The organism is Aurantiacibacter luteus, assembly GCF_001010945.1.
GTDB classification, from domain to species: Bacteria; Pseudomonadota; Alphaproteobacteria; order Sphingomonadales; family Sphingomonadaceae; genus Alteraurantiacibacter; species Alteraurantiacibacter luteus.
Map to the genome: position 1 here is coordinate 1,209,757 of NZ_LBHB01000001.1, position 19,600 is coordinate 1,229,356.

At 65.8% G+C, this 19,600-nt stretch carries 18 protein-coding genes; 8 read left to right on the top strand and 10 right to left on the bottom strand.

Going from position 1 to position 19,600, the window contains the following annotated elements; all coding sequences use genetic code 11:
• Positions 1 to 18: 18 nt before the first annotated feature.
• The 3 genes from fusA to rpsL form a co-directional block, all read right to left on the bottom strand.
• Positions 19 to 2,151 carry an elongation factor G gene (fusA, locus tag AAW00_RS05875; protein ID WP_047003583.1) on the bottom strand — a complete coding sequence of 711 codons (2,133 nt, stop codon included), beginning with the start codon at positions 2,149 to 2,151 and terminating at the stop codon, positions 19 to 21.
• Positions 2,152 to 2,284: 133 nt separating this feature from the next.
• The gene (gene rpsG, locus AAW00_RS05880) at positions 2,285 to 2,755 is read right to left on the bottom strand and encodes a 30S ribosomal protein S7 (RefSeq protein ID WP_047003291.1); all 471 of its coding nucleotides are present in this window, start codon (positions 2,753 to 2,755) and stop codon (positions 2,285 to 2,287) included.
• Between the two features lie 179 nt (positions 2,756 to 2,934).
• A complete protein-coding gene (rpsL, locus tag AAW00_RS05885) occupies positions 2,935 to 3,306 on the bottom strand; it encodes a 30S ribosomal protein S12 (protein WP_047003292.1) in 372 nt (123 codons plus the stop codon).
• Between the two features lie 555 nt (positions 3,307 to 3,861).
• Between rpsL and AAW00_RS14895 the strand changes: the two genes are divergently transcribed.
• From AAW00_RS14895 to AAW00_RS14240, 4 genes are all read left to right on the top strand, one after another.
• Positions 3,862 to 4,683 carry a hypothetical protein gene (locus tag AAW00_RS14895; RefSeq protein ID WP_156169936.1) on the top strand — a complete coding sequence of 274 codons (822 nt, stop codon included), beginning with the start codon at positions 3,862 to 3,864 and terminating at the stop codon, positions 4,681 to 4,683.
• 86 nt (positions 4,684 to 4,769) lie between these two features.
• Positions 4,770 to 5,117, top strand: a complete 348-nt coding sequence (locus tag AAW00_RS14470; protein ID WP_206539315.1) for a HigA family addiction module antitoxin — start codon at positions 4,770 to 4,772, stop codon at positions 5,115 to 5,117.
• Positions 5,114 to 5,659 carry a hypothetical protein gene (locus AAW00_RS14900; protein ID WP_156169938.1) on the top strand — a complete coding sequence of 182 codons (546 nt, stop codon included), beginning with the start codon at positions 5,114 to 5,116 and terminating at the stop codon, positions 5,657 to 5,659. The genes AAW00_RS14470 and AAW00_RS14900 overlap by 4 nt, the downstream gene beginning before the upstream one ends.
• 55 nt (positions 5,660 to 5,714) lie before the next feature.
• Complete coding sequence (locus AAW00_RS14240; RefSeq protein ID WP_063359797.1) at positions 5,715 to 6,476, top strand: hypothetical protein; 762 nt, start codon at positions 5,715 to 5,717, stop codon at positions 6,474 to 6,476.
• Positions 6,477 to 6,479: 3 nt separating this feature from the next.
• Here AAW00_RS14240 and AAW00_RS05900 read toward each other — a convergent pair whose 3' ends face one another.
• The 5 genes from AAW00_RS05900 to AAW00_RS05920 all read right to left on the bottom strand — a co-directional run bounded on the left by AAW00_RS05900 (position 6,480) and on the right by AAW00_RS05920 (position 12,122).
• Positions 6,480 to 8,120, bottom strand: a complete 1,641-nt coding sequence (locus tag AAW00_RS05900; protein WP_047003294.1) for a pilus assembly protein TadG-related protein — start codon at positions 8,118 to 8,120, stop codon at positions 6,480 to 6,482.
• 14 nt (positions 8,121 to 8,134) lie between these two features.
• The gene (locus tag AAW00_RS05905; protein WP_047003295.1) at positions 8,135 to 8,581 is read right to left on the bottom strand and encodes a TadE/TadG family type IV pilus assembly protein; all 447 of its coding nucleotides are present in this window, start codon (positions 8,579 to 8,581) and stop codon (positions 8,135 to 8,137) included.
• A 200-nt stretch (positions 8,582 to 8,781) separates the two neighbouring features.
• The gene (locus AAW00_RS05910) at positions 8,782 to 9,660 is read right to left on the bottom strand and encodes a PAS domain-containing protein (RefSeq protein ID WP_047003296.1); all 879 of its coding nucleotides are present in this window, start codon (positions 9,658 to 9,660) and stop codon (positions 8,782 to 8,784) included.
• Positions 9,661 to 9,955: 295 nt separating this feature from the next.
• On the bottom strand, positions 9,956 to 11,224 hold the full coding sequence (locus AAW00_RS05915; RefSeq protein ID WP_047003297.1) for a PPC domain-containing protein: 1,269 nt from the start codon (positions 11,222 to 11,224) through the stop codon (positions 9,956 to 9,958).
• Between the two features lie 106 nt (positions 11,225 to 11,330).
• Positions 11,331 to 12,122, bottom strand: coding sequence for a LysR substrate-binding domain-containing protein (locus AAW00_RS05920; protein ID WP_047003298.1), 792 nt, complete (start codon positions 12,120 to 12,122; stop codon positions 11,331 to 11,333).
• Between the two features lie 100 nt (positions 12,123 to 12,222).
• Here AAW00_RS05920 and AAW00_RS05925 point away from each other — a divergent pair, with 100 nt between their 5' ends.
• Positions 12,223 to 14,826, top strand: coding sequence for a M14 metallopeptidase family protein (locus AAW00_RS05925; RefSeq protein ID WP_047003299.1), 2,604 nt, complete (start codon positions 12,223 to 12,225; stop codon positions 14,824 to 14,826).
• Between the two features lie 119 nt (positions 14,827 to 14,945).
• On the opposite strand, the gene apaG is transcribed toward AAW00_RS05925, so the two are convergent.
• The gene (gene apaG / locus AAW00_RS05930; protein ID WP_156169981.1) at positions 14,946 to 15,350 is read right to left on the bottom strand and encodes a Co2+/Mg2+ efflux protein ApaG; all 405 of its coding nucleotides are present in this window, start codon (positions 15,348 to 15,350) and stop codon (positions 14,946 to 14,948) included.
• A gap of 122 nt (positions 15,351 to 15,472) precedes the next feature.
• Here apaG and AAW00_RS05935 point away from each other — a divergent pair, with 122 nt between their 5' ends.
• The gene (locus AAW00_RS05935; RefSeq protein WP_047003301.1) at positions 15,473 to 16,681 is read left to right on the top strand and encodes a cation:proton antiporter; all 1,209 of its coding nucleotides are present in this window, start codon (positions 15,473 to 15,475) and stop codon (positions 16,679 to 16,681) included.
• On the opposite strand, the gene AAW00_RS05940 is transcribed toward AAW00_RS05935, so the two are convergent.
• Complete coding sequence (locus tag AAW00_RS05940; protein WP_047003302.1) at positions 16,661 to 17,869, bottom strand: trans-sulfuration enzyme family protein; 1,209 nt, start codon at positions 17,867 to 17,869, stop codon at positions 16,661 to 16,663. The genes AAW00_RS05935 and AAW00_RS05940 overlap by 21 nt on opposite strands.
• A gap of 77 nt (positions 17,870 to 17,946) precedes the next feature.
• Between AAW00_RS05940 and AAW00_RS05945 the strand changes: the two genes are divergently transcribed.
• Positions 17,947 to 19,221 carry a glycosyltransferase family 39 protein gene (locus AAW00_RS05945; RefSeq protein ID WP_047003303.1) on the top strand — a complete coding sequence of 425 codons (1,275 nt, stop codon included), beginning with the start codon at positions 17,947 to 17,949 and terminating at the stop codon, positions 19,219 to 19,221.
• Between the two features lie 76 nt (positions 19,222 to 19,297).
• Positions 19,298 to 19,585 carry a GIY-YIG nuclease family protein gene (locus tag AAW00_RS05950; RefSeq protein WP_047003304.1) on the top strand — a complete coding sequence of 96 codons (288 nt, stop codon included), beginning with the start codon at positions 19,298 to 19,300 and terminating at the stop codon, positions 19,583 to 19,585.
• Positions 19,586 to 19,600 lie beyond the last annotated feature (15 nt).

A 19,600-nucleotide genomic window follows, 5' to 3' on the forward strand; every position in this document is an offset into this window, starting at 1 on the left:
CTCGTAGCGCAAGGCTGCTTAGGCCAGCTTCTCCTTGATCTCCTGCGCCACGTTCGAGGGAACCTCGTCGTAGTGCGAGAACTGCATCGTGTACTGCGCGCGGCCCTGGGTGAACGAGCGCAGTTCGTTGACGTAGCCGAACATATTGGCAAGCGGGACCATGGCTTCAACCGCCTGCGCGTTGCCGCGCGTGTCGGTGCCCTGGATCTGCCCGCGACGCGAGTTGAGATCGCCGATCACGTCGCCGAGGTAGTCCTCGGGGGTGACGACTTCCACCTTCATGATCGGCTCGAGCAGCTTGATGCCGGCCTTCTGGGCCGCTTCGCGCATGGCGCCGCGGCCGGTGATCTCGAAGGCCACCGTGCTGGAGTCGACGTCGTGGTACTTGCCGTCGATCAGGCGGATGGTGAAATCGATGATCGGGAAGCCCACCAGGTAGCCGCTCTCGGCCTGCTCGCGCATGCCCTTCTCGACCGCCGGGATGTATTCGCGCGGAATATTGCCGCCCTTGACCTCGTCCTCGAAGACGATGCCCTGGCCGCGTTCACCGGGGGTGACGATGACCTTGGCCTCGCCGAACTGGCCGGAGCCGCCCGACTGCTTCTTGTGGGTGTAGGTCACCTCGACCTCGCGGCCGATCGACTCGCGGTAGGCCACCTGCGGCGCACCGACGTTGGCTTCCACCTTGAATTCGCGCTTCATGCGATCGACGAGGATGTCGAGGTGAAGCTCGCCCATGCCCTTGATGATCGTCTGGCCGCTCTCGTGGTCGGTCGACACGCGGAAGCTGGGATCCTCGGCGGCGAGGCGATTGAGCGCGACGCCCATCTTTTCCTGGTCGGCCTTGGTCTTGGGCTCCACGCTCAGCTCGATCACGGGCTCGGGGAATTCCATGCGCTCGAGAATGATGGGCTTGGCCGGGTCGCACAGGGTATCGCCAGTGGTGGTGTCCTTCATGCCGGCAAGCGCCACGATGTCGCCCGCGTATGCCTCTTCGATGTCCTCGCGGTTGTTGGAGTGCATCAGCAGCATGCGGCCGATCTTTTCCTTCTTGTCCTTCACGCTGTTAAGCACGGTGCCCTTGGAGAGCTTGCCCGAGTAGATGCGGGTGAAGGTGAGCGAACCGACGAACGGGTCGTTCATGATCTTGAAGGCGAGCGCGCTGAACGGGGCCTCGTCGCTCGAGGGACGGTCGGCCTCCTCGTCGCTGTCGGGCAGCACGCCGCGGATGGCGGGCACATCGAGCGGGCTCGGCATGTAGTCCACGACTGCGTCGAGCAGGGGCTGCACGCCCTTGTTCTTGAACGCCGAGCCGCAGGTCACGGGCACGAAGTCGCGCGCCATGGTGCCCTTGCGGATCAGCTTCTTGATCGTGGCGACATCGGGCTCGTTGCCCTCGAGGTACTGCTCCATCACGTCATCGTCCTGTTCGACGACCGTTTCGAGCAGCTTCTCGCGGTATTCGGCAGCCTTGTCGGCCATGTCTTCGGGGATGTCGATGAACTCGTACTTGGCGCCGAGATCCTCGGCCTGCCACACGATGCCGCGGTTGTTGACGAGGTCGACCACGCCCTTGAGGTTGCTCTCCGCGCCGATCGGCAGGTAGAGCACCAGCGGCACGGCGCCGAGGCGTTCGACGATGCTGTCTACGCAGTAGTAGAAGTCGGCGCCGGTGCGGTCCAATTTATTGATGAAGCACATCCGGGGCACGCCGTACTTGTCGGCCTGGCGCCAGACGGTTTCCGACTGCGGCTCCACGCCCGCGACGCCGTCAAAGACCGCGACCGCGCCGTCGAGGACGCGCAGGCTGCGTTCGACTTCGATGGTGAAATCGACGTGGCCGGGCGTGTCGATGATGTTGATGCGGTACTTGGGCATGTCCGCGCGCAGGGCCTCGGGCTCCGAGCGGGGGTCCATGGTCGCATCCTCGGGCGTCCAGAAGGTGGTGGTCGCCGCCGAGGTGATGGTGATCCCGCGCTCCTGCTCCTGCTCCATCCAGTCCATCGTAGCGGCACCATCGTGCACTTCGCCGATCTTGTAGGATTTGCCGGTGTAATAGAGAATGCGCTCGGTCGTGGTGGTCTTGCCGGCATCGATGTGCGCCATGATGCCGATATTGCGATAGCGCTCCAGCGGATATTCGCGGGCCATGTTCAATTCCTCGGGTTCGGGTTCGGGGGCGAAAGGGTCGCGCCCCATATAGTCTTCGATGTGACAGCTTGAAGGCCGTCCTTCGACAGGCTCAGGATGAGCGGTGCGAAAAGACGGCCCGCAGGCAGCCCGCTTACCAGCGGTAGTGGCTGAACGCGCGGTTCGCGTCGGCCATGCGGTGGGTGTCCTCGCGCTTCTTCACCGCGTTGCCGCGGTTGTTGGCCGCATCCATCAGCTCGCCCGAGAGGCGGGCGGACATGGTGGTCTCGGCGCGGCCGCGCGCGGCGGTGATCAGCCAGCGGATGGCGAGCGCCTGGGCACGCTCGGCGCGCACCTCGACCGGCACCTGGTACGTGGCACCGCCCACGCGGCGCGAACGCACCTCGACGGCCGGCTTCACGTTGTTGAGCGCATCGTGGAACACCTGCACCGGATCGGTCTTGGCCTTGGCCTCGACGGTATCGAGCGCGGTGTAGACGATGCCTTCCGCAACGGCCTTCTTCCCGTCGAGCATGAGGTTGTTCATGAACTTCGAGAGCACCTGATCACCGAACTTGGGATCAGGCAGGATTTCCCGCTTCTCGGGACGACGACGACGTGACATTGCACGAATTCCTTAATCTGGAGCCCGGCCCCTTACCCGTCACCCTGAACTCGTTTCAGGGTCCATCGGGCAAAGGAAACCGAAGCTCGAAAAACCAAAACCTGCGTTGGCGGAACCATGGATCCTGAACTGCGCTCGCTTGTGGCGAGCTTTTCAGGATGACCTGTCCCCCGGACAGGTCACTTCGGACGCTTGGCGCCGTACTTCGAGCGGCTCTGGCGGCGATCCTTGACGCCCTGCGTGTCGAGCACGCCGCGCAGCACGTGGTAGCGCACGCCGGGAAGGTCGCGCACGCGGCCGCCGCGGATCAGGACCACCGAGTGCTCCTGCAGGTTGTGCCCCTCGCCCGGGATGTAGGCGATGATCTCGCGCTGGTTGGTTAGGCGGATCTTGGCCACCTTGCGCAGCGCCGAGTTCGGCTTCTTCGGGGTCGTCGTGTAGACGCGGGTGCACACGCCGCGCTTCTGCGGGGCGGACTGCATCGCGGCAGACTTGCTCTTCGTCTTGATGGGCTGGCGCGGCTTGCGCACGAGCTGGTTGATAGTCGGCATGTGGTTCTCTTCACCTGCGGGCTTTTCGAAAGCCTTCCCCCATCCCGCTCACCCTGAGCTTGTCGAAGGGTCGTCCTTTCTTCGGGCACCAGGCCCAGGACGATGCTGCGACAAGTCCAGCACGAGCGGTGAGAGGGAAAGCCCCGTCACCCAATTGTTGGCACCCATGGCAAACCGGATGGAAGGTCGAAAGCCGTCATCCCAGCGAAAGCTGGGATCGCTACCGCACAAGCACTGTGGCTTGCGGCACGCGGTCCCGGATCGGGTCCGGGACAGGCCTGAAACGCTCCACCCGGATATCAGCGGCACCGGGTTACTTTGACGGCGACCCCGGGCGATGCCTCGCTTGCTCGCGAGAACCACCCCAATAGAAAAGAGCCCCTTGCATAGCGCGAGGAGCCCCGGGACCTGGCCGGCAATGTTCAGCTCTATCTGACCGGGACTCGCTACGGGAGCGGGGACCGGATGGAGGCGCGCTTAGTTGGATTTGGGGGTGGGGTCAACCTTAGATGAGAGGGGCTTGACAATTGTAACGTTGTTGATTACATCATAACAATGAAGCTGACCCTGCGTTCCTACACGAATTACGATGCGCCAACGCGCGTCGCGCAGAATGATCGCTTTCGAGAAGCTATCGCTGTCAGCGTTTTTCGCGATTCTGATACGTCCCTCGCTCTTGCATGGCACGAGGCCGGAAATGCAGGCGTGGGATTGGCTCGGCCGCAAAAATCCAAGTTCATTGAAATACTTCGTGAGCTTGGCACCACTATGTGGTGCAAAGAAGTGAAACACACACCTAACAGCGGGTCAGAGTATCCGGCGGCCGACCGCTTGATTAAGGATTTAAGGAACGAGTTTTTCCACGATACGCTGCAACGTGAAATAGATAGCGTTTTCACCGATTGGCTTCGCCGCTCCGACCCCAGTATGTTCATCATCGACGGACAGCATCGGTGCGTCGCGATCCAGAATTTTATCTCGGCAAAGAGTCGCCGTAAAGTAATTTCATCGGTCTTTGATGAAATCGATCTTAGCATTTTCCGGAACGATGCACTGCTTTCGGAGGCAGAAGAACTTATCTCAGAGGTTTTGTATGAGACCTTGGAGGAGTTCCTGCAAATCCGAATTTGCACTGAAGGACTCGAATTGCGCAAGCAAGACGAGAATCCGAGGGACTGCATTTTTAAATATGGTCTTCGAACCGGCTGTTCACCACCTTCGGCGTGGGCTTGCAAAACACTAAGCTATGCAATCCACATGCTTGAAGGAGCGACCGTTGCTCTATCGAATTTCCGACCCGAATCTGGTCGAGCCAGACCCCCCGATGGCTATGGCAATCGACTTGCTCAAGGCCTGTCACACACTTCGCGATCTTGATTTTATGTTTGCTGAACTCTCATTCATTGATGGCAAAACTTGGCGTGTACAAATCGACGTGCGTGCCATAAGATTTGAGTGGATAGATGAGTTCGGAGCGTTTAACATTCACCTCGAATAGGATTGAAATGCGCACACATCTTACCACCCCAGGTGATGTTCTAAAGAACAAAGTTTTGAAGGGTATGAACGTGACGCAGGAGCAACTTGCCAATGCTCTTGGTGTTTCGCGCATCAGCGTTAATCAAATTTTGAATTCGCGACGTTCGATTACTGCTGAAATGGCAGTCCGTCTGGCGTACGTCCTCGATACTTCTGCAGAGATGTGGCTCAATCTCCAAGCACAAATCGACCTAGCCGAGGCCAAAAGAGAGCTCTCGAGTGAGCTGCCAAAGTTAGAAAGGCTGAGGTCTTCAAAGATCACTCAGCAATGATTGGCGCCATGGGATTCGGGACATACGCTGAATGGGCTTCTGCGCTTGGATCAGTTTTGGCTGTAATTGTAGCCCTCTATCTTTCAGGAAGCGCGAAACGACAGGCCAGACTGGCACATCGACCGGAAATATTCTGTGAAACGAGAATTAAAGAAGATGATCCAAATTTCATTTGGATACGTTTTCGTATCGAAAATCATTCAATCAAGGAATGGGGTTTGGGTGCTCTCGAATTGTTAAAGCCAAAAACACCCTGTTTGATAGACGAACGCGCTGTGTTACGCGAGAACACACTTGGAGATGAGGTATTTGATCACTCCCTGAGAGCTGATCACATGGTTTCGGTGGTCGAGCTCGATACCATTTTGAAGCCTTTCGGGTCGAAGTCTGGCGAACGGCGAACTGATCTGATGAGTCGTATTTTCTACATTCCTGTTTTCGAAACCCAGAATGGATTCACGATAAGCATTTCGATGGCCTCTCTTGAACCAATACCTGACCGATTTGTGATTAAGGTAAGTAGGCCACGTCTAGCGCATTGATTTGCGCTTATTCACCCCTTTCCTACACCCCCCGCCCCATGCTCCGCCCCCGGGCATGACGCACCAGCCCCCGCACGACGCCCCGCCCCCTCCCCCCGCCGCTCTCAACACCCGCGCCACGCCGCGCCAGGCGACCAGCTACGTCACCGCGCCCGCCGCCGAGTTGTTGCCCGATACCGATCCGCTGTTGCAGTTCGCGCCGGTCCCGCACGCGCAGCCCAGGCGCAATTCGATCACGCCGGACCGGCAGCGGCGGTTCATCGCGCATCTCGCGGCCACGGGCGTCGTCACGCAGGCAGCCAGGCACATCGGGGCGAGCATGGAGGCGCTCTACAAGCTGCGGCGCAGGCCGGGGGCGGAGGAGTTCTCTGCCGCGTGGGACCGGGCGGTCGACTACGGCATCGCGCGGCTGGAGGACAGCGCCATCCAGCGCGCGATCCTGGGCGAGGAGCGGCTGGTGGTCTCGGCGGGCAAGGTGCTCGGCACCGAGCGGCGGCATAACGAGGCGCTCGTCATGTTCCTGCTGCGCGCGCGCCGGGCCGATCGCTATGCCGCGGGCGTGGTGCCCGGCCACCCGCTCTACGAGCGCATCCGCCGCGAGGTCACCGTCGAGGTCGAGCGTCGCCTCGCGCTGGAGGACGCCGAAGACGAGGAGGAAATCCTCGCCAGCCTCACCGCCAAGCTCGACCTGATGCGCCAGCGCCAGCTCGCCAACGAGGCGATGATGGCCGAGTTCGCGGAGGAGGACCGGCGGCTCGGGTATGACGACGACAAGGGAGGGGACGAGGAAGAGGACGAGGAAGGGGCGGAGGACTGATCCTCAGCCCACCAGCGTCGGAATGCCGCAGCGCAGGCGGTCCACCGTCACGTCCGCCGCGCCCAGCTTGACGCCCAGCAGCCCGGTCAGCTGGTTCATCAGCGTGTCGAGCGAGGGGGCCAGCGTCCCCAGCGCATTGCCCACCAGCGTGGTATAGGTCGAGCTGCCGAGCCCGATCCCCGCCACCTGCAGGCTGAGGTCGACATCCCTGACCAGCGAGCTCGCCGCGGTCTGCACCGCGTCGGTCGTGCCCACGGTCTTGGTGACCGGCTGGGCGATCTCTTCGGGGGAGAAATGGATCTCCTTCGGGGTCACGCCGCCGAGCGAGATTTCCGAGAAGCCGCGCACCTTGGCGAGCGGCGCGTTCAGCAGCACGGCAGGCTCCAGCCACACGGGGCTGGAGAAGTCCCCGAAATCGCTCGTATCGGGCCGCGCCAGCGCGAGCGTGCCGACCGAGGGTGTCGCCTCCACGATCACCCCGTCCGAGCCGTCGCCCGCACCGCACACGATGTCGGATATGCGCGCCTCGGCCGCGGCCAGCTCGGTGTAGAGCGGGATCTCCAGCGCCACCGGCAGCCCCGCGAGCGACTTCGTGCGCGCCTGCACCAGCAGCCGCGTCTGCGCCGTGCGCAGCGTGACGTCGCCCGCCGCATCGAGCGTGAGCCAGGGCGACGTCTCCTCCGACGTTCCGCCCGCCAGCCGCACCGTGACACTCGCGAGCCCCGCCACGTTCGCGCCAAGCGCAATGTCGTAATCCTCGCCGCGCGCGGCCTGCAACAGCGAGCGCAGCAGCGCGAAGGCATCGACCGAGCCGCCCGAGCGCCCGTCGTTGATGTCGGTCATGCCGAGCGCGCCCAGCTCGATCAGCTGTGCAGGGATCACCGTGTCGCCGCCCAGCTGGCTGGCGATGTCGCGCAGCAGCTCGGCCACCTGCGGATCGGGCGAGGCATCGGCCATGGCCTCGACCAGCGCGAACAGCGGGACAGGCTGCTCCATCGCCCCGCCCAGCGTGCCCGCGGGCTCCTCCAGCCGCGCGTTCACCGCCTGGGCGAAGTCGAGCAGCGGCACGGGCACCTGCGTCAGCGCGTTCACGTTGTCCTGCGTCAGCCCGAGGTCCGTCCCCGCGAGGCCCGAGAGCAGCGCGTTGGCGAGCATGCCGTCGGGCGCCACCAGCCGCGAGCCGAGGCGGAAGCCCGCCATGTCGCGCCGCGTCGCGGTCGCCTCGGCGGTGACGAGCGTGGTGGTGCCCTCGGTCAGCAGGCTGCCGAGGAACAGCGGAACCTCCTGCTGCAAGACCACGTGGGCCGCGTTGCGATCGAGCGAGTCGGCGTCGAAGCGTTCGTGCCACGCGATCTCCGGGTCGCGGCGGTATTCGCCCTCCTCGAAGGCGAAGACCGAAACGTCCTCGAGGTGGCTGTCCTCCAGCGCCGTGAGCATGGCGGCCTCGGCCCCCTCGTCGAACCCGGCGTTGACGGCGGCGGTGGCGGCATCGTCGGCGAGGTTCTGCAGCTGGCGCTCGGCAAGGTAGAGGTAGCCGAAATCGATGCACAGGGCGGCGAAGCCCAGCAGGGGCGGCAGGGCGGTGGCGACCAGCACCGCGGCGGTGCCGCTTTCGTCATGGCGCAGGCGGGCGAGCATGGTCATCGCGCGGGCTCCCATCAGATCGAGCTCAGGTGGACGCTGGCGCTGCGGATGATCTTCTCGCCCTCGGGCATGGGGACGAGGGAGGAAGTCAGCAGCGGATTGTGCGCGATGTCGTAGGAGACGTGGACCGTGAAGCGGTTGTCTTCCAGGCTCGTCTCCCACTCAACGAACTCGGCCCGCACCGCTCCGGCATTAAGGACGCCTTCCTCGATGGTATATTCGACGATGGCCTCGCGATCCTCCTCGTCGATGGCGGCGAGGGACGCGCGTGCCGCCTCGTTCGCCGCCTGCTGCACCGAATGCGCGGCCATGAACCACATGCCGTAATTCATGGCCCCGACCATCAGCGTGATAACGAGCGGGATGCAGATGGCGGCCTCGATGAGGGCGGTACCCGTTTCGTCGGCGAGCAAGCGGGCGTGGAGCTTGCGGAGGAAGCGATCGGTGAGGGACTTTTCCATTCCTGCAGACTGGCAGAACAGCTTCAAGCGTTTTGAAACGTGCGTTCGGCCCCATTTCCTGCAATTTGCGTATCACTGCAGGGCTCGCAAATGGCGGAAAGTTGCCCGATCCAGTCGCGTGGTTAACTTCGCGGCAATGGCGGTTTCATGCAAACTGCGCGCGGTGATCTCGCCGCTGACTTGAGCTTGGGCGAATCGGATCAATCCTTGCGGGTGTAGACCAATACCGCGCCCTCGGCGCCGTAGGCGCCATGGAGGGGCACGATGGAGCACAGCAGTTTCACCTCGCCTTCGCGGTTTGGCACCATCACCGTTTCGCAGCGGTGCGCCGCGCCGCCGCTCAGCACCTTCTCGATGCTCTGCGACATGGCCGCGCGATGATTTGTCGCGATGAGATCGACGAGCCGCACACCCTTCAGCCTCTCTGCATCCATCGCCATCCATTTGCTCATCGACTGATCCGTGCGCTCGATCATGCCGCGCATGTTGATGCGGACATACCCGACATCCGAATGCAGGCTGATCGCCTCAAGCATGGCCTCCTTCACGTCGGCGAGGCGGTGGTTTTCCACCTCGTCGGTGATGTCGCGGAACAGGCAGGCGGTGTAATTGCGCAGGGGAAAGGTCTGGAAATTGAGCCATCGCCCCGGGGCCATTGTCGACGGCAGGTCGGCCTGGGCGGGAATGCGGGTGGCAATCGTCCGCCGCACCTGGCCGATGGCCACGGAATGCTCGAGGGAGGGCAAGGCTTCGGTCAGACGGCATCCATTGGCCGTGTCGTGCATATTGCAAAAGGCACGGGCAAAGGAATTGGCAAACATGATGCGTTCTTCCGCATCGAGAACGAAAACGCCTTCGCTGATATAGTTCGCCAGTCCGCGAAGAGAAAATTCACCCTGATCTTCGTCCGCATCGATCGGCGTGGTCATCGCCTCGAACCGGTCTATTCCCATCAGAACATGGGTGGGGCGACCGTGCCGCGTAATGCGCACCGGGCGTTTGCTTGCCCGGTCCGACCATTCGGCAAACGCGCGTACGATCTCGCCCGCGGTAACGTCGTCAACGATCTCGCTCGACATTCTTGCTCCGTGAATATCGCGCCTTTCGCGCCTTCGATTCACGACCCGGTTTATGTCAATTATCAATCTCTGGTTTGCAACTGACTAACATGAATGCCTTGGATTTCGGACAGGATAAACCACTTTTTGCAACCGAACGTCGCGGCTAAGCGTTAAAACCTAGCCCTGCGAGAGCAGCGCGACGCGAGTGCGGAATATCTGTCGCGCGCGCACTTGCCGCGCCCTGCGCGAGGCAGGGTTTGGCACCGGCATTTTAAACCAGATGGGCGTAAGGGACAGCTTCCGGCGATCCCGATCAACTCGTCGGAGAAGTCATGATCATCGGTGGCGGAGGAGGACCGTTGGATTCCAGGTCGTAGCCCGCACGTTCCTCCAGCCCCTCCGCAAGGCGCAGGGTGTAGGCGCCGCCGTTCCCGCCCAGGCTCTGCACGCGGATGCGCAGCAGGTCGAGCAGGTCGGGCCGGTCGGCGATCAGGCCGAGATCGAGCGGCAGCAGCGAATTGAGCGTGCCCGATCCGTCGTCGTCCTCGGCGATCATGGCAAAGCCCAGCGGCGTGTCGAGGCCGACGCGCACGAAGGGATCGATATTGCCGCCGAAGTCCGGATCGCCGCCCTCGTCCGCGTCGACATGGACGGTGACCGCCCCGTTGCCCGCGCGGATCGCCGCCCTGGCCGCCTCGCTCAGCGCATATTCCACGAACATCGGCTGCGTGTAGTCGTCGTCGACATAGCCGGGCACGAGTTCGCCGCTCGCCTCGCCGCCGATGCCGATCGATTGCAGGCCCGTCAGCGGCGCGACATCGCGCCGTTCGCGCACGCGCAGCACGTAGTCGCCGGTGCTGGAGCCGTAGCCCTTGGCGACGATGGTGTAGGTCCCGGCTTCGGCGAACCGGTGGCTGATGTAGGAATTGAGGCCGTTCGAATCGTCGTTGAACGCGATCACCTCGCCGCTAGCATCCTGCAGTTCGAGGTAGGGATCGAGCCCGCTGTTATCGGGCGAGACCAGCGCCACCTCGAGCCGGTCGCCCGCAGCAGCGCGGAAGGTGTAGGTATCGGGCTCGTCGCTGCCGCTGACGGTGCCCGTTTCGCGCGCGCCCCACGTCACGGCGCGGGTGCGGTGCGGCACGAAGGCCGAGGTGGCGAGACGAAGGTCGAAGCTGCCGCCGTAGCTTTCGCCCTCTTCCACCCAGGTCGAATCGTAGCTGTTGACGGAGATCACGATGGCCCGCCCGCGCTCCTCGCCGCGGATGCGCACGCGCGAATTGAGATCGTCGCCCCCATCGTCGTCCTCGGCGATCACCTCGCCGGTGCGGGCATCGGTGACGGTAACCATGGGATCGAGCTCGGAGGTCGTCATCACGTCGATCTGCATCACCGAGTTGGCCGGCACCGAGACGCGGAATTCCGCCGGCGCGCTGTCGACGGTGCCCTGGTACATACGCACGTTGCTGCTCTCTTCGTCGAGATTGCGCTGCGCGCTGGCGGTTACGGGAACGAGCAGCGCGGCGGCGCCGAGCAGCAGCGCCGTCTTGCCCAGACGGTAGTGGCCGAAATCGAATCGCATGAGAAAATTGCCCCCTTTGCAAGTTTCGCTGGTCCGACACTAACCGCGCGGACTTGGCCTTGCTAGAGCGGCAATCGTTAATCCCCGATGTCGCCCGAATGGGCGCTCAGGTGCCGGTGAGGTGCGCCACCAGCGCCTTGACCTTCTTCTGCCGCCACTGCGGGCGCGGGGCGACGAGCCAGTAGGCACGGCGGCAGTCCTCCGGCTCGCCCAGCGCGACCAGCCGACCGTCGGCCAGCGCCTCTTCCACCAGCGGCAGCGGCAGCCAGGCGCGGCCGATCCCGGCGAGCGCGGAGCTGAGCACCTGCCCGGCGTTGCCCACGGTCAGTACCACGTCCGCCCCCTCGGGCGCCTCGTAGGTCGGCCAGTCGATCCAGCCCGTCACATCTTGCGCGGCGGCGACACAGACCTTGCAGCCGCCCACCAGCCGCGCGCCCTCCAGCTCGTCCGGCCCCTCGACCAGGCGGATGGCGAGATCGAGATTGGCCTCGGTGAAGTCGGCGTTCTCGTCGGCGGTCAGCTGGATCGTCACCTCGGGATGCCCGGCGCGGAAGGCGGCGATGCGCGGGGCGAGCCACTGAGCGTAGAATTCGCGCGGGGCGGCGATGGCGTACTTGCTGCTGGCCTGCCCGGCCTGCATCGCCTGCACGCTCTCCTCGAACTTCAGGAACCCGTCGCGCAAGGGGTCGAGCCCGGCCTCCGCCTCGTCGGTCAGTTCCAGCCCGCGACTGGTGCGGCGGAACAGCACGACGCCGAGCACGTCCTCCAGCGCGCGGATCTGCTGGCCGACGGCGGCGGGCGTCACCGCCAGCTCGTCGGCGGCGCGGGTGAAGCTGAGATGCCGGGCGGCGGCGTCGAACACGCGCAGGGCGTTCAGGGGCAGATGGGTGCGCTTCATGGCTGCCTTGCCTTTATGGCGAGGCGCGCGCGGCGGCAAGCCGCTTGACCGCGCGCGCGGGCGGGCACAGACGGCATTCCCGAAAGGGTTTTTCCGCCACATGATCCGCACGCTGCTAGCCGCCGCCGTCCTCGCCCTCGCCTGCGCCGCGCCCGCCGCCGCCCAGAGCTTCCGCGACGGGCAGTTCGACCCCGCCGTACCGATGCTGGAGCAGGTCGCCGGGCATCGCACGGGCGCCGAGATCACCCGGCCCGAGGTGGCCATCGACTACCTCGAGGCGCTCGCCGCTGCCGCGCCCGACCGGGTGCGCCTCGTGGAATACGCGAGGAGCTGGGAGGGCCGCCCGCTCGTCTATGCCGTCATCGCCAGCCCCGCCAACATGGCCCGCCTCGACGCCATCCGCGCCGACATGCAGCGCATCGCGGGCGGCGGCGCGCCGGGGGCGGACAGCGTGCCCGTGACCTGGCTTAGCTACGGCGTCCACGGCGACGAGATCAGCAGCACCGATGCCGCGCTCGCCGTCGCCTACCACCTCGTCGCGGCCCGCGGGGACGCGGCGGCGGACACCATCCTCGCCAACAGCGTCGTCGTGATCGACCCGATGCAGAACCCCGACGGGCGGGCGCGCTTCACCAGCAGTTACTACGCCGCCGAGGGTCTGGCCCCCTCCGGCCTACCGTTCAGCGCCGGGCACGACCAGCCGTGGCCGGGCGGGCGCTTCAACCACTACCTGTTCGACTTGAACCGCGACTGGTTCGCCATGACCCAGCCGGAAACGCGCGGAAAGATCGCCGCCATCCGCGAGTGGCACCCCGTCGTGCTGGTCGACGCGCACGAGATGAGCGGCGATTCGAGCTACTTTTTCCCGCCCAACGCCGACCCCTTCAACCCCTACGTCACGCCCGAACAGCGCGCGCGCCTCATCCAGCTTGGCCGGGCCAACGGCGCGGCGCTCGATGCGCTGGGCCAGCCCTACTACACGCGCGAGACCTTCGACCTGTTCTATCCCGGCTACGGCGACACCTGGCCGACGCTGAACGGCGCGGTCGCCATGACCTTCGAGCAGGGAAGCGCGCGCGGCCTCGTGTGGAACCGCAGCGACGGCGACGTGCTGACCTACGAGCAGGGCGTGCGAAACCACTTCACCACCACCCTGGAAACCGCGCTGACCGTGGCGCGCAACGCCGATGCCTTCCTGCGCGATTTCACCGCCTATCGCCGAAGTGCGGCGGCGGGCGCGGTGGGCAGCGGGGCCTTCGTCATCGACCTCGCCCAGCGGCGCTGGAACGCCGAGGCGCTGGCGCAGCGGCTGACGGCACAGGGCATTGCCGTGGGCCGCGTGAACGGCCCCGCGAGCGCCTGCGGGCAATCCTATCCCGAGGGCTATCTGTCCATCTCCATGCGCCAGCCCGGCGCGCGGCTGATCCGCAGCCTGCTCGACGACGACGTGGAGCTGCCCGCCGAGTTCATCGCGCGGCAGGAAACGCGCCGCGCGGGTGACATGCCGCACGAAATCTACGACACCACCGCCTGGTCAGTCGGGCAGATGAGCGGGCTTGCCGTGCGCGAATGCGCCGGTGCCGCCTCCGGCTTTCCGGTGCAGGCGGGCGCGGCCATTCCGGCGCGGGCGGACGAAGCGGGCCGTTTCGGCGTGGTCGTGCCGTGGAGCGACAGCGGACAGGTACAACTCGTCGCCCGCGCCCTTGCCGCCGGGCTGCGCGGACGCGCGAGCGACCGCGCCTTTACCGTGGCGGGTCGCGACTATCCGCGGGGAAGCGTGATCTTCAGCCGCGCCGAGAATGGCGGCGACCTCTCCCGCCTGACCGCCATCGCGCGCGAGGTCGGGGCCGAGACCGTGGCCCTCGCCGATGGCTGGACCGAGGCCGGACCGAACCTCGGCAGCGACCGCTTCGCCCTCCTGACCGCGCCGACAGTCGCGATGCTGTGGGGCGACGGCATCAGCCCGACGAGTGCCGGTGCCACGCGCTACGTCATCGAGCAACGCTTCGGCCTGCCCGTCGCGGCGATCCGCACGGGCACCGTGGCGCGCGCGGACCTTTCCGACATCGACGTGCTGATCGTACCCGACAGCCTCGCCCTGCCCGCCCCGGCGCGCGCTGCGGCGGCCCGCTTCGTGCAGGGCGGCGGCGTGCTGGTGGCCTACGGCGACAGCCTGGCCGCCTTCGCCAGCGGCGACAATGCCCTGTTCGCGACCAAGAGCGAGACCGTGCTCGGCGGCGAGCCGGGCGAGGACGAGGAGGACGACGGCGACACCGCGCCCGGTACCGCCATCGAGAGCGATGCCGACTACCGCGCGGCGATCCTCGATAACGGTCGTCGTCCGGACACGCTGCCCGGCGCGCTGCTCAACACCGTGGTCGATCCCGAGAGCTTCCTCGCCGCCGGATACGACCGCGCACCGCCGACCGTGTTTGCCGACGGCTCGCTGATCCTCACGCCGCTGACGCTCAGCGAAGGCGTCAACGTGGTCCGCTATGCCCCCGCCGACCGGCTGGTGGCGAGCGGCTACGTCTGGGACGAGAACCGGCGGCAGATGGCCTACAAGCCCTACATGATCGCGCAGGCGAGCGGCCGAGGCCTCGCCATCGGCTTCGCCCACGATCCCGCCGTGCGCGGCTACCTCGACGGGCTGGACCTGCTGCTGGCGAACGCGGTGATCGTGGCACCGGCGCGGGTGCGGTAATTCCTCCCCCACCGGGGGAGGGGGACCATGCGCAGCATGGTGGAGGGGCACGCTACGCTACAGCCCGACCGAAGCCCCTCCACCACCTTCGGTGGTCCCCCTCCCCGTTCCGGGGAGGATTACTCCGCCTGCTCGGTGGGCGCGGCCAGGGGGAAGTAGGGGATCGTCACGTCGAACAGCGTGCCGTCGGTCGCGCGGGCAAAGGTATAGTACCCCTGCATCGCGCCCTGATTGGTCGTCAGCTCGCAGCCCGAAACGTAATCGTGCGTCTGGCCCGGTTGCAGCAGCGGGGTCTCTCCCACCACGCCCTCGCCATCGACGAGGTTCACCGCGCCGCTCGAATCGGTGATGCGCCAGTGGCGGGTGCGCAGCTGCACCGCGTCGTCACGATGGTTCTCGATACGGATGTGATAGACCCAGAACCAGCGGTTCGCGCCGATGCGCGATTGTTCGGGCATGAAGTTCACCGACACGCGCACCGTCACCCCGTCGGTGATGGCGGTATGCTGGAACAGCGCGGCGATGGCATCGGCAACCATGCCCGCCAAGGTAACGCTTTCGCGCCCTGCGACAAGGGGGGATAAAGGTCCGGGCCGTGCCGCGCGCCCGCTTGCGGCGGCGGGGCGCTTTGCTATCGCTCTGCCCCATGCCGCAGCTGACGCAGACCGAGATGTTCCTGGCGGTGCTGGTGGCGATCTTCGCCCTGCCCTACGCCGTCTGGCGGCTCGGCCGGACTGACTACTACGCCCCGCTGGTGGTGGTGCAGATCGTCGGCGGCATCCTGCTCGGCCCCGGCGTGCTGGGCGCGGCCCTGCCCCAACTCCACGCCACGCTGTTCACGCCCGACGTCATCGCCATGCTGAACGGCATCGCCATGTGGGCCGTCATGCTGTTCGTCTTCGTCGCCGGGCTGGAGCTGGACCTCAAGGCCGCCTGGCGCTGGCGCGGGGAGACGGGCACGACCGCCGCGCTGGCCTTTACCACGCCCATGGCGCTGGGCGCACTGGTCGCCGGCGCGCTGCTGCTGCTGGACGCGCGCGGCGAGTGGGTCGGCGCCGAGGGGCAGGACTGGCAGTTCGTCGCCGGGGTCGGCATGGCCTGCGCCGTTACCGCGCTCCCCATTCTCGTGCTGTTCCTCGAGAAGCTGGCCATCCTGCGCCAGCCGCTGGGCCAGCGCGTGCTGCGCTATGCCAGCCTCGACGACCTGGCCATCTGGGGCGTGCTGGCGCTCATCCTGCTCGACTGGGAACGCGTGGGCCGGCAGGCGGCCTTCATCGCGCTGTTCGTGCCCGCCGTCTGGGCGATGCGCGCCGCAATGGTACGGCTGGCGGAGCGCGACCGCTGGTACGTCGCGCTCGTCTGGGTGGCATTGCTCGGTCTCGCGGCGGACTGGTCAGGGCTGCATTTCATGGTCGGCGCTTTCCTCGCGGGCGCGGTGCTTGACGGGGAATGGTTCGGAACCGAGCGAGTCGACCGCTTCCGCGACACCGTGCTGCTGGCGCTGATGCCGGTGTTCTTCCTCTCGACCGGCCTCAAGACCCAGTGGAGCGCGGGCGGCTGGGCCGTCGCCATGTTTGCCCTCGCACTGCTCGTCGCCTCGGTCGGCGGCAAGCTGGGGGGCGTGGCGCTGGCAGGCCGATTGCTCAAGTGGCCGCGCGGCGAGGCGCGGCTGATCGGCTGGCTGCTGCAGACCAAGGCGCTGATCCTGATCATCTTTGCCAATGTCCTGCTCGACAAGCAGGTCATCACGCCGGCGACCTTTACCGCGCTGCTGCTGTGCGCGGTGGCGAGCACCATGCTAACGATCCCCTTCGCCACCCCGGCGCTGCGACAGCTAGATACCCACCGTGCCTAGCGCCCGGTCGAGGTCGTCGATGAGGTCCTCGACGTCCTCAAGCCCCACGTTCAGCCGCAGCATCCCGTCCTCGATGCCCGCCTCGGCGCGACCCTCTGCACCCATGTTGTAGTGCGTGGTGCTGGCCGGGTGGCACATGAGCGACTTCGAATCGCCGATGTTGTTGGAGATGTCGATCAGCTCCAGCGCGTTGCACAGCGCCATCGCCTGCGACTGTCCGCCCGGCGCGAAAAAGGCGAAGATGGGGCCCGCTGCGCTCATCTGGCGCTGGCAGAGCTCGTGCTGCGGGTGGCTTGGCAGGCCGGGATGGAGGACGCGCAGGCCCTTTTCCTCCAGATGCCGCGCCACAGTGAGCGCGCTGGCGCTCTGGGCGGGGGCGCGCAGCGGCAGCGTCTCCAGACCCTTCAGCACCACCCAGGCGTTGAACGGCGCGGCGATCGGCCCGGTGTTGCGCTGGAAGGGGCTGAGCACCTCCTCGATCCACTGGCGGCTGGCGCAGACCGCGCCCGCCATGACCCGGCCCTGCCCGTCCATCAGCTTGGTGGCCGAATAGGCGACCACGTCCGCGCCGAAATCCATCGGGCGCTGGAGTACGGGGGTGGCAAATGCGTTGTCGACGACCGTCGTGATGCCTTTCGATCGGGCGAGGCCGCAGACGAATTCGAGATCGACGAGGTCCATCGTCGGGTTGGCGGGGGTCTCGAAGAAGAATGCCTTGGTCTCCGGCCGGATCGCAGCCTCCCAGGCGGCATTGTCCGTCCCGTCGATGGCGGTGTGGGTGATGCCGAAGCGATTGAGCACGTTGTCGAGGATCCAGCGACACGAGCCGAAAGCCGCGCGGCCCGCCACCACGTGGTCGCCCGCCGACAGCATGGCGAGCAGCGAGCTCGTCATCGCCGCCATGCCGCTCGCCTGCACCAGGCACGCCTCGGCCCCCTCCATCGCGGCGATGCGGTGCTGCAGCATCTCCACCGTGGGGTTCCTGAAGCGCGAGTACTGCATTCCGCTCGCCTCGCCCGCAAACCGCGCGGCGACTTCCTCGGCGCTGTCGTAGGTGAAGCCGCTCGTCAGGTAGAGCGCCTCGCTCGTCTCGCCGTGTTCGGAACGGTGGGTGCCCGCGCGCACGGCCTGCGTGGCGGGGCGCCAGTTGCGGGTGACGGCGGGATCGGTGGCGGTGGTCTTCTTCATCGTGAGCGCCTGTTACGGGGACATGCGCGGTTTGCCAATTGCCCTTCCCCGCCCGCCCCGATAACGCTGCCCCCCGCATGAGCCTGCCGAGCGAGCACCCCCGCGACCCCTTCGCCTGGAACGTGGCCATCGCCCTCGCTTTCCTCGCGCTCGCCTGCGTGCGGCTGACCGTGCCGAGCGCGCCGTTCTTCGACGAGGTCCACTACCTGCCTGCCGCGCGCGCCGTTCTCGACCTGCAGATGGCGACCAACCTCGAGCACCCGCCGCTCGCCAAGCAGATCATCGCCTTGGGAATGGCGCTGTTCGGCGACCGGCCGCTCGGCTGGCGGATCATGAGCGCCGTCTTCGGCACGCTCGCCCTGTTCGCCGCCATGCGCGCGGCCTGGTTCTCCAGCCGCACCCGCATGGCCAGCCTGCTGACTGGGCTGTTCGTTGCCACCAACTTTCTGCTGTTCGTCCACGCACGCATTGCCATGCTCGACGTCTTCATGGTCGCCTTCGTCATGGTGGCGCTGTGGATGTTCGCGGGCGCCGTGCGCGAGAACGAGACGGGACGCTGGCGACTGGCGGTGTGCGGCGTAGCACTGGGCTGCGCGATGGCAGCCAAGTGGAACGCCATTCCCATCGCCGTGCTGCCGGGCCTCGCCTTCTTCGTCGGACGGCTGGCGGCGGGTAGGCGGCGGCTGCTGCTTTCGCGGCGCGGCTGGCCGGTGGCGGGGATGCCCTTGTGGGAGGCGGGCGTTTGGCTGGGGCTGGTGCCGCTCCTCGTCTATGCGCTGACCTTCTGGCCGTTCCTTTACTGGAACCTGCCGGTCTCGAACGTCGAGGGCCTGATCTCGCTCCACCGCGAGATGCTGGCACTGCAGACGCAGGTTCCCGAGCCGCATCCCTACCAGAGCAACTGGTGGCAATGGGTCGCGAACAGCCGTGCTATCTGGTATCTCTACGAACCCGTCGACGGAGCGCAGCGCGGCGTCATGCTGATCGGCAACCCGGTGACCATGTGGTTCGGCCTCGTCGCGATGGGCTGGTGCGCATGGGCGGGCTGGCGCGAGAAGCGCAAGGATTTGCTGGCGCTGGTCGTGCTCTACGCCGCCAGCCTGCTGCTATGGGTCGTCGCGCCCAAGGCGGTACAGTTCTACTTCCACTACTTCCTCGCCGGGATGTTCGTCTCCGGCGCGCTGGCGCTGGCGGTGGAGCGCCTGTGGCAGCGCGGCGAGCGGCTGGTGCCCTGGGCGCTGACGCTGGGCGCGCTGGCCTTCTTCGCCTACTGGTTCCCCATCCTCACCGCCGCGCCGCTGGAGAGCGACCAGTCGTTCCTGCGCTGGGCGTGGACGGCGGGTTGGCGGTGAGATTTAAAGGCGCATCCGACTACCCACTTCCGCTCATCCTGAGCTTGTCGAATAATGCTGGCACGACAGTCGCCACATGAAAGACTTCTATGCCTACATCGTCCGCTGCGCTGATGGCTCGTATTACACCGGCCACACGGAAGACATCGACGCCCGAATTGCCGCGCTCAACTCAGGTGCGATCGATGGCTATACCCTGCGGCGGCGTCCTGTCGTTCTGGTCTGGTCGGAACGCTTCCCGACCCGCGACGAGGCCTTTGCCGGCGAGCGGCGTATCAAGGGTTGGAGCAGGGCGAAGAAGGAAGCGCTGATTGCGGGCGACTGGGACGAAATCAGCAGGCTGGCGCGTAATCGTCAGGATTAATCTAGCGTTGGCGCG

What these genes read in the sequence shown, in the direction of transcription:
- AAW00_RS05910 (WP_047003296.1), bottom strand. Translation starts at nt 9,660, where the DNA reads ATGTCGAGCGAGATCGTTGACGACGTTACCGCGGGCGAGATCGTACGC.
- AAW00_RS14240 (WP_063359797.1), top strand. Translation starts at nt 5,715, where the DNA reads ATGACGCACCAGCCCCCGCACGACGCCCCGCCCCCTCCCCCCGCCGCT.
- AAW00_RS05935 (WP_047003301.1), top strand. Translation starts at nt 15,473, where the DNA reads ATGCCGCAGCTGACGCAGACCGAGATGTTCCTGGCGGTGCTGGTGGCG.
- AAW00_RS05950 (WP_047003304.1), top strand. Translation starts at nt 19,298, where the DNA reads ATGAAAGACTTCTATGCCTACATCGTCCGCTGCGCTGATGGCTCGTAT.
- rpsG (WP_047003291.1), bottom strand. Translation starts at nt 2,755, where the DNA reads ATGTCACGTCGTCGTCGTCCCGAGAAGCGGGAAATCCTGCCTGATCCC.
- AAW00_RS05920 (WP_047003298.1), bottom strand. Translation starts at nt 12,122, where the DNA reads ATGAAGCGCACCCATCTGCCCCTGAACGCCCTGCGCGTGTTCGACGCC.
- AAW00_RS14900 (WP_156169938.1), top strand. Translation starts at nt 5,114, where the DNA reads ATGATTGGCGCCATGGGATTCGGGACATACGCTGAATGGGCTTCTGCG.
- fusA (WP_047003583.1), bottom strand. Translation starts at nt 2,151, where the DNA reads ATGGCCCGCGAATATCCGCTGGAGCGCTATCGCAATATCGGCATCATG.
- AAW00_RS05915 (WP_047003297.1), bottom strand. Translation starts at nt 11,224, where the DNA reads ATGCGATTCGATTTCGGCCACTACCGTCTGGGCAAGACGGCGCTGCTG.
- AAW00_RS14470 (WP_206539315.1), top strand. Translation starts at nt 4,770, where the DNA reads ATGAGTTCGGAGCGTTTAACATTCACCTCGAATAGGATTGAAATGCGC.
- AAW00_RS05940 (WP_047003302.1), bottom strand. Translation starts at nt 17,869, where the DNA reads ATGAAGAAGACCACCGCCACCGATCCCGCCGTCACCCGCAACTGGCGC.
- AAW00_RS05945 (WP_047003303.1), top strand. Translation starts at nt 17,947, where the DNA reads ATGAGCCTGCCGAGCGAGCACCCCCGCGACCCCTTCGCCTGGAACGTG.
- AAW00_RS05925 (WP_047003299.1), top strand. Translation starts at nt 12,223, where the DNA reads ATGATCCGCACGCTGCTAGCCGCCGCCGTCCTCGCCCTCGCCTGCGCC.
- AAW00_RS05900 (WP_047003294.1), bottom strand. Translation starts at nt 8,120, where the DNA reads ATGACCATGCTCGCCCGCCTGCGCCATGACGAAAGCGGCACCGCCGCG.
- AAW00_RS05905 (WP_047003295.1), bottom strand. Translation starts at nt 8,581, where the DNA reads ATGGAAAAGTCCCTCACCGATCGCTTCCTCCGCAAGCTCCACGCCCGC.
- rpsL (WP_047003292.1), bottom strand. Translation starts at nt 3,306, where the DNA reads ATGCCGACTATCAACCAGCTCGTGCGCAAGCCGCGCCAGCCCATCAAG.
- AAW00_RS14895 (WP_156169936.1), top strand. Translation starts at nt 3,862, where the DNA reads ATGAAGCTGACCCTGCGTTCCTACACGAATTACGATGCGCCAACGCGC.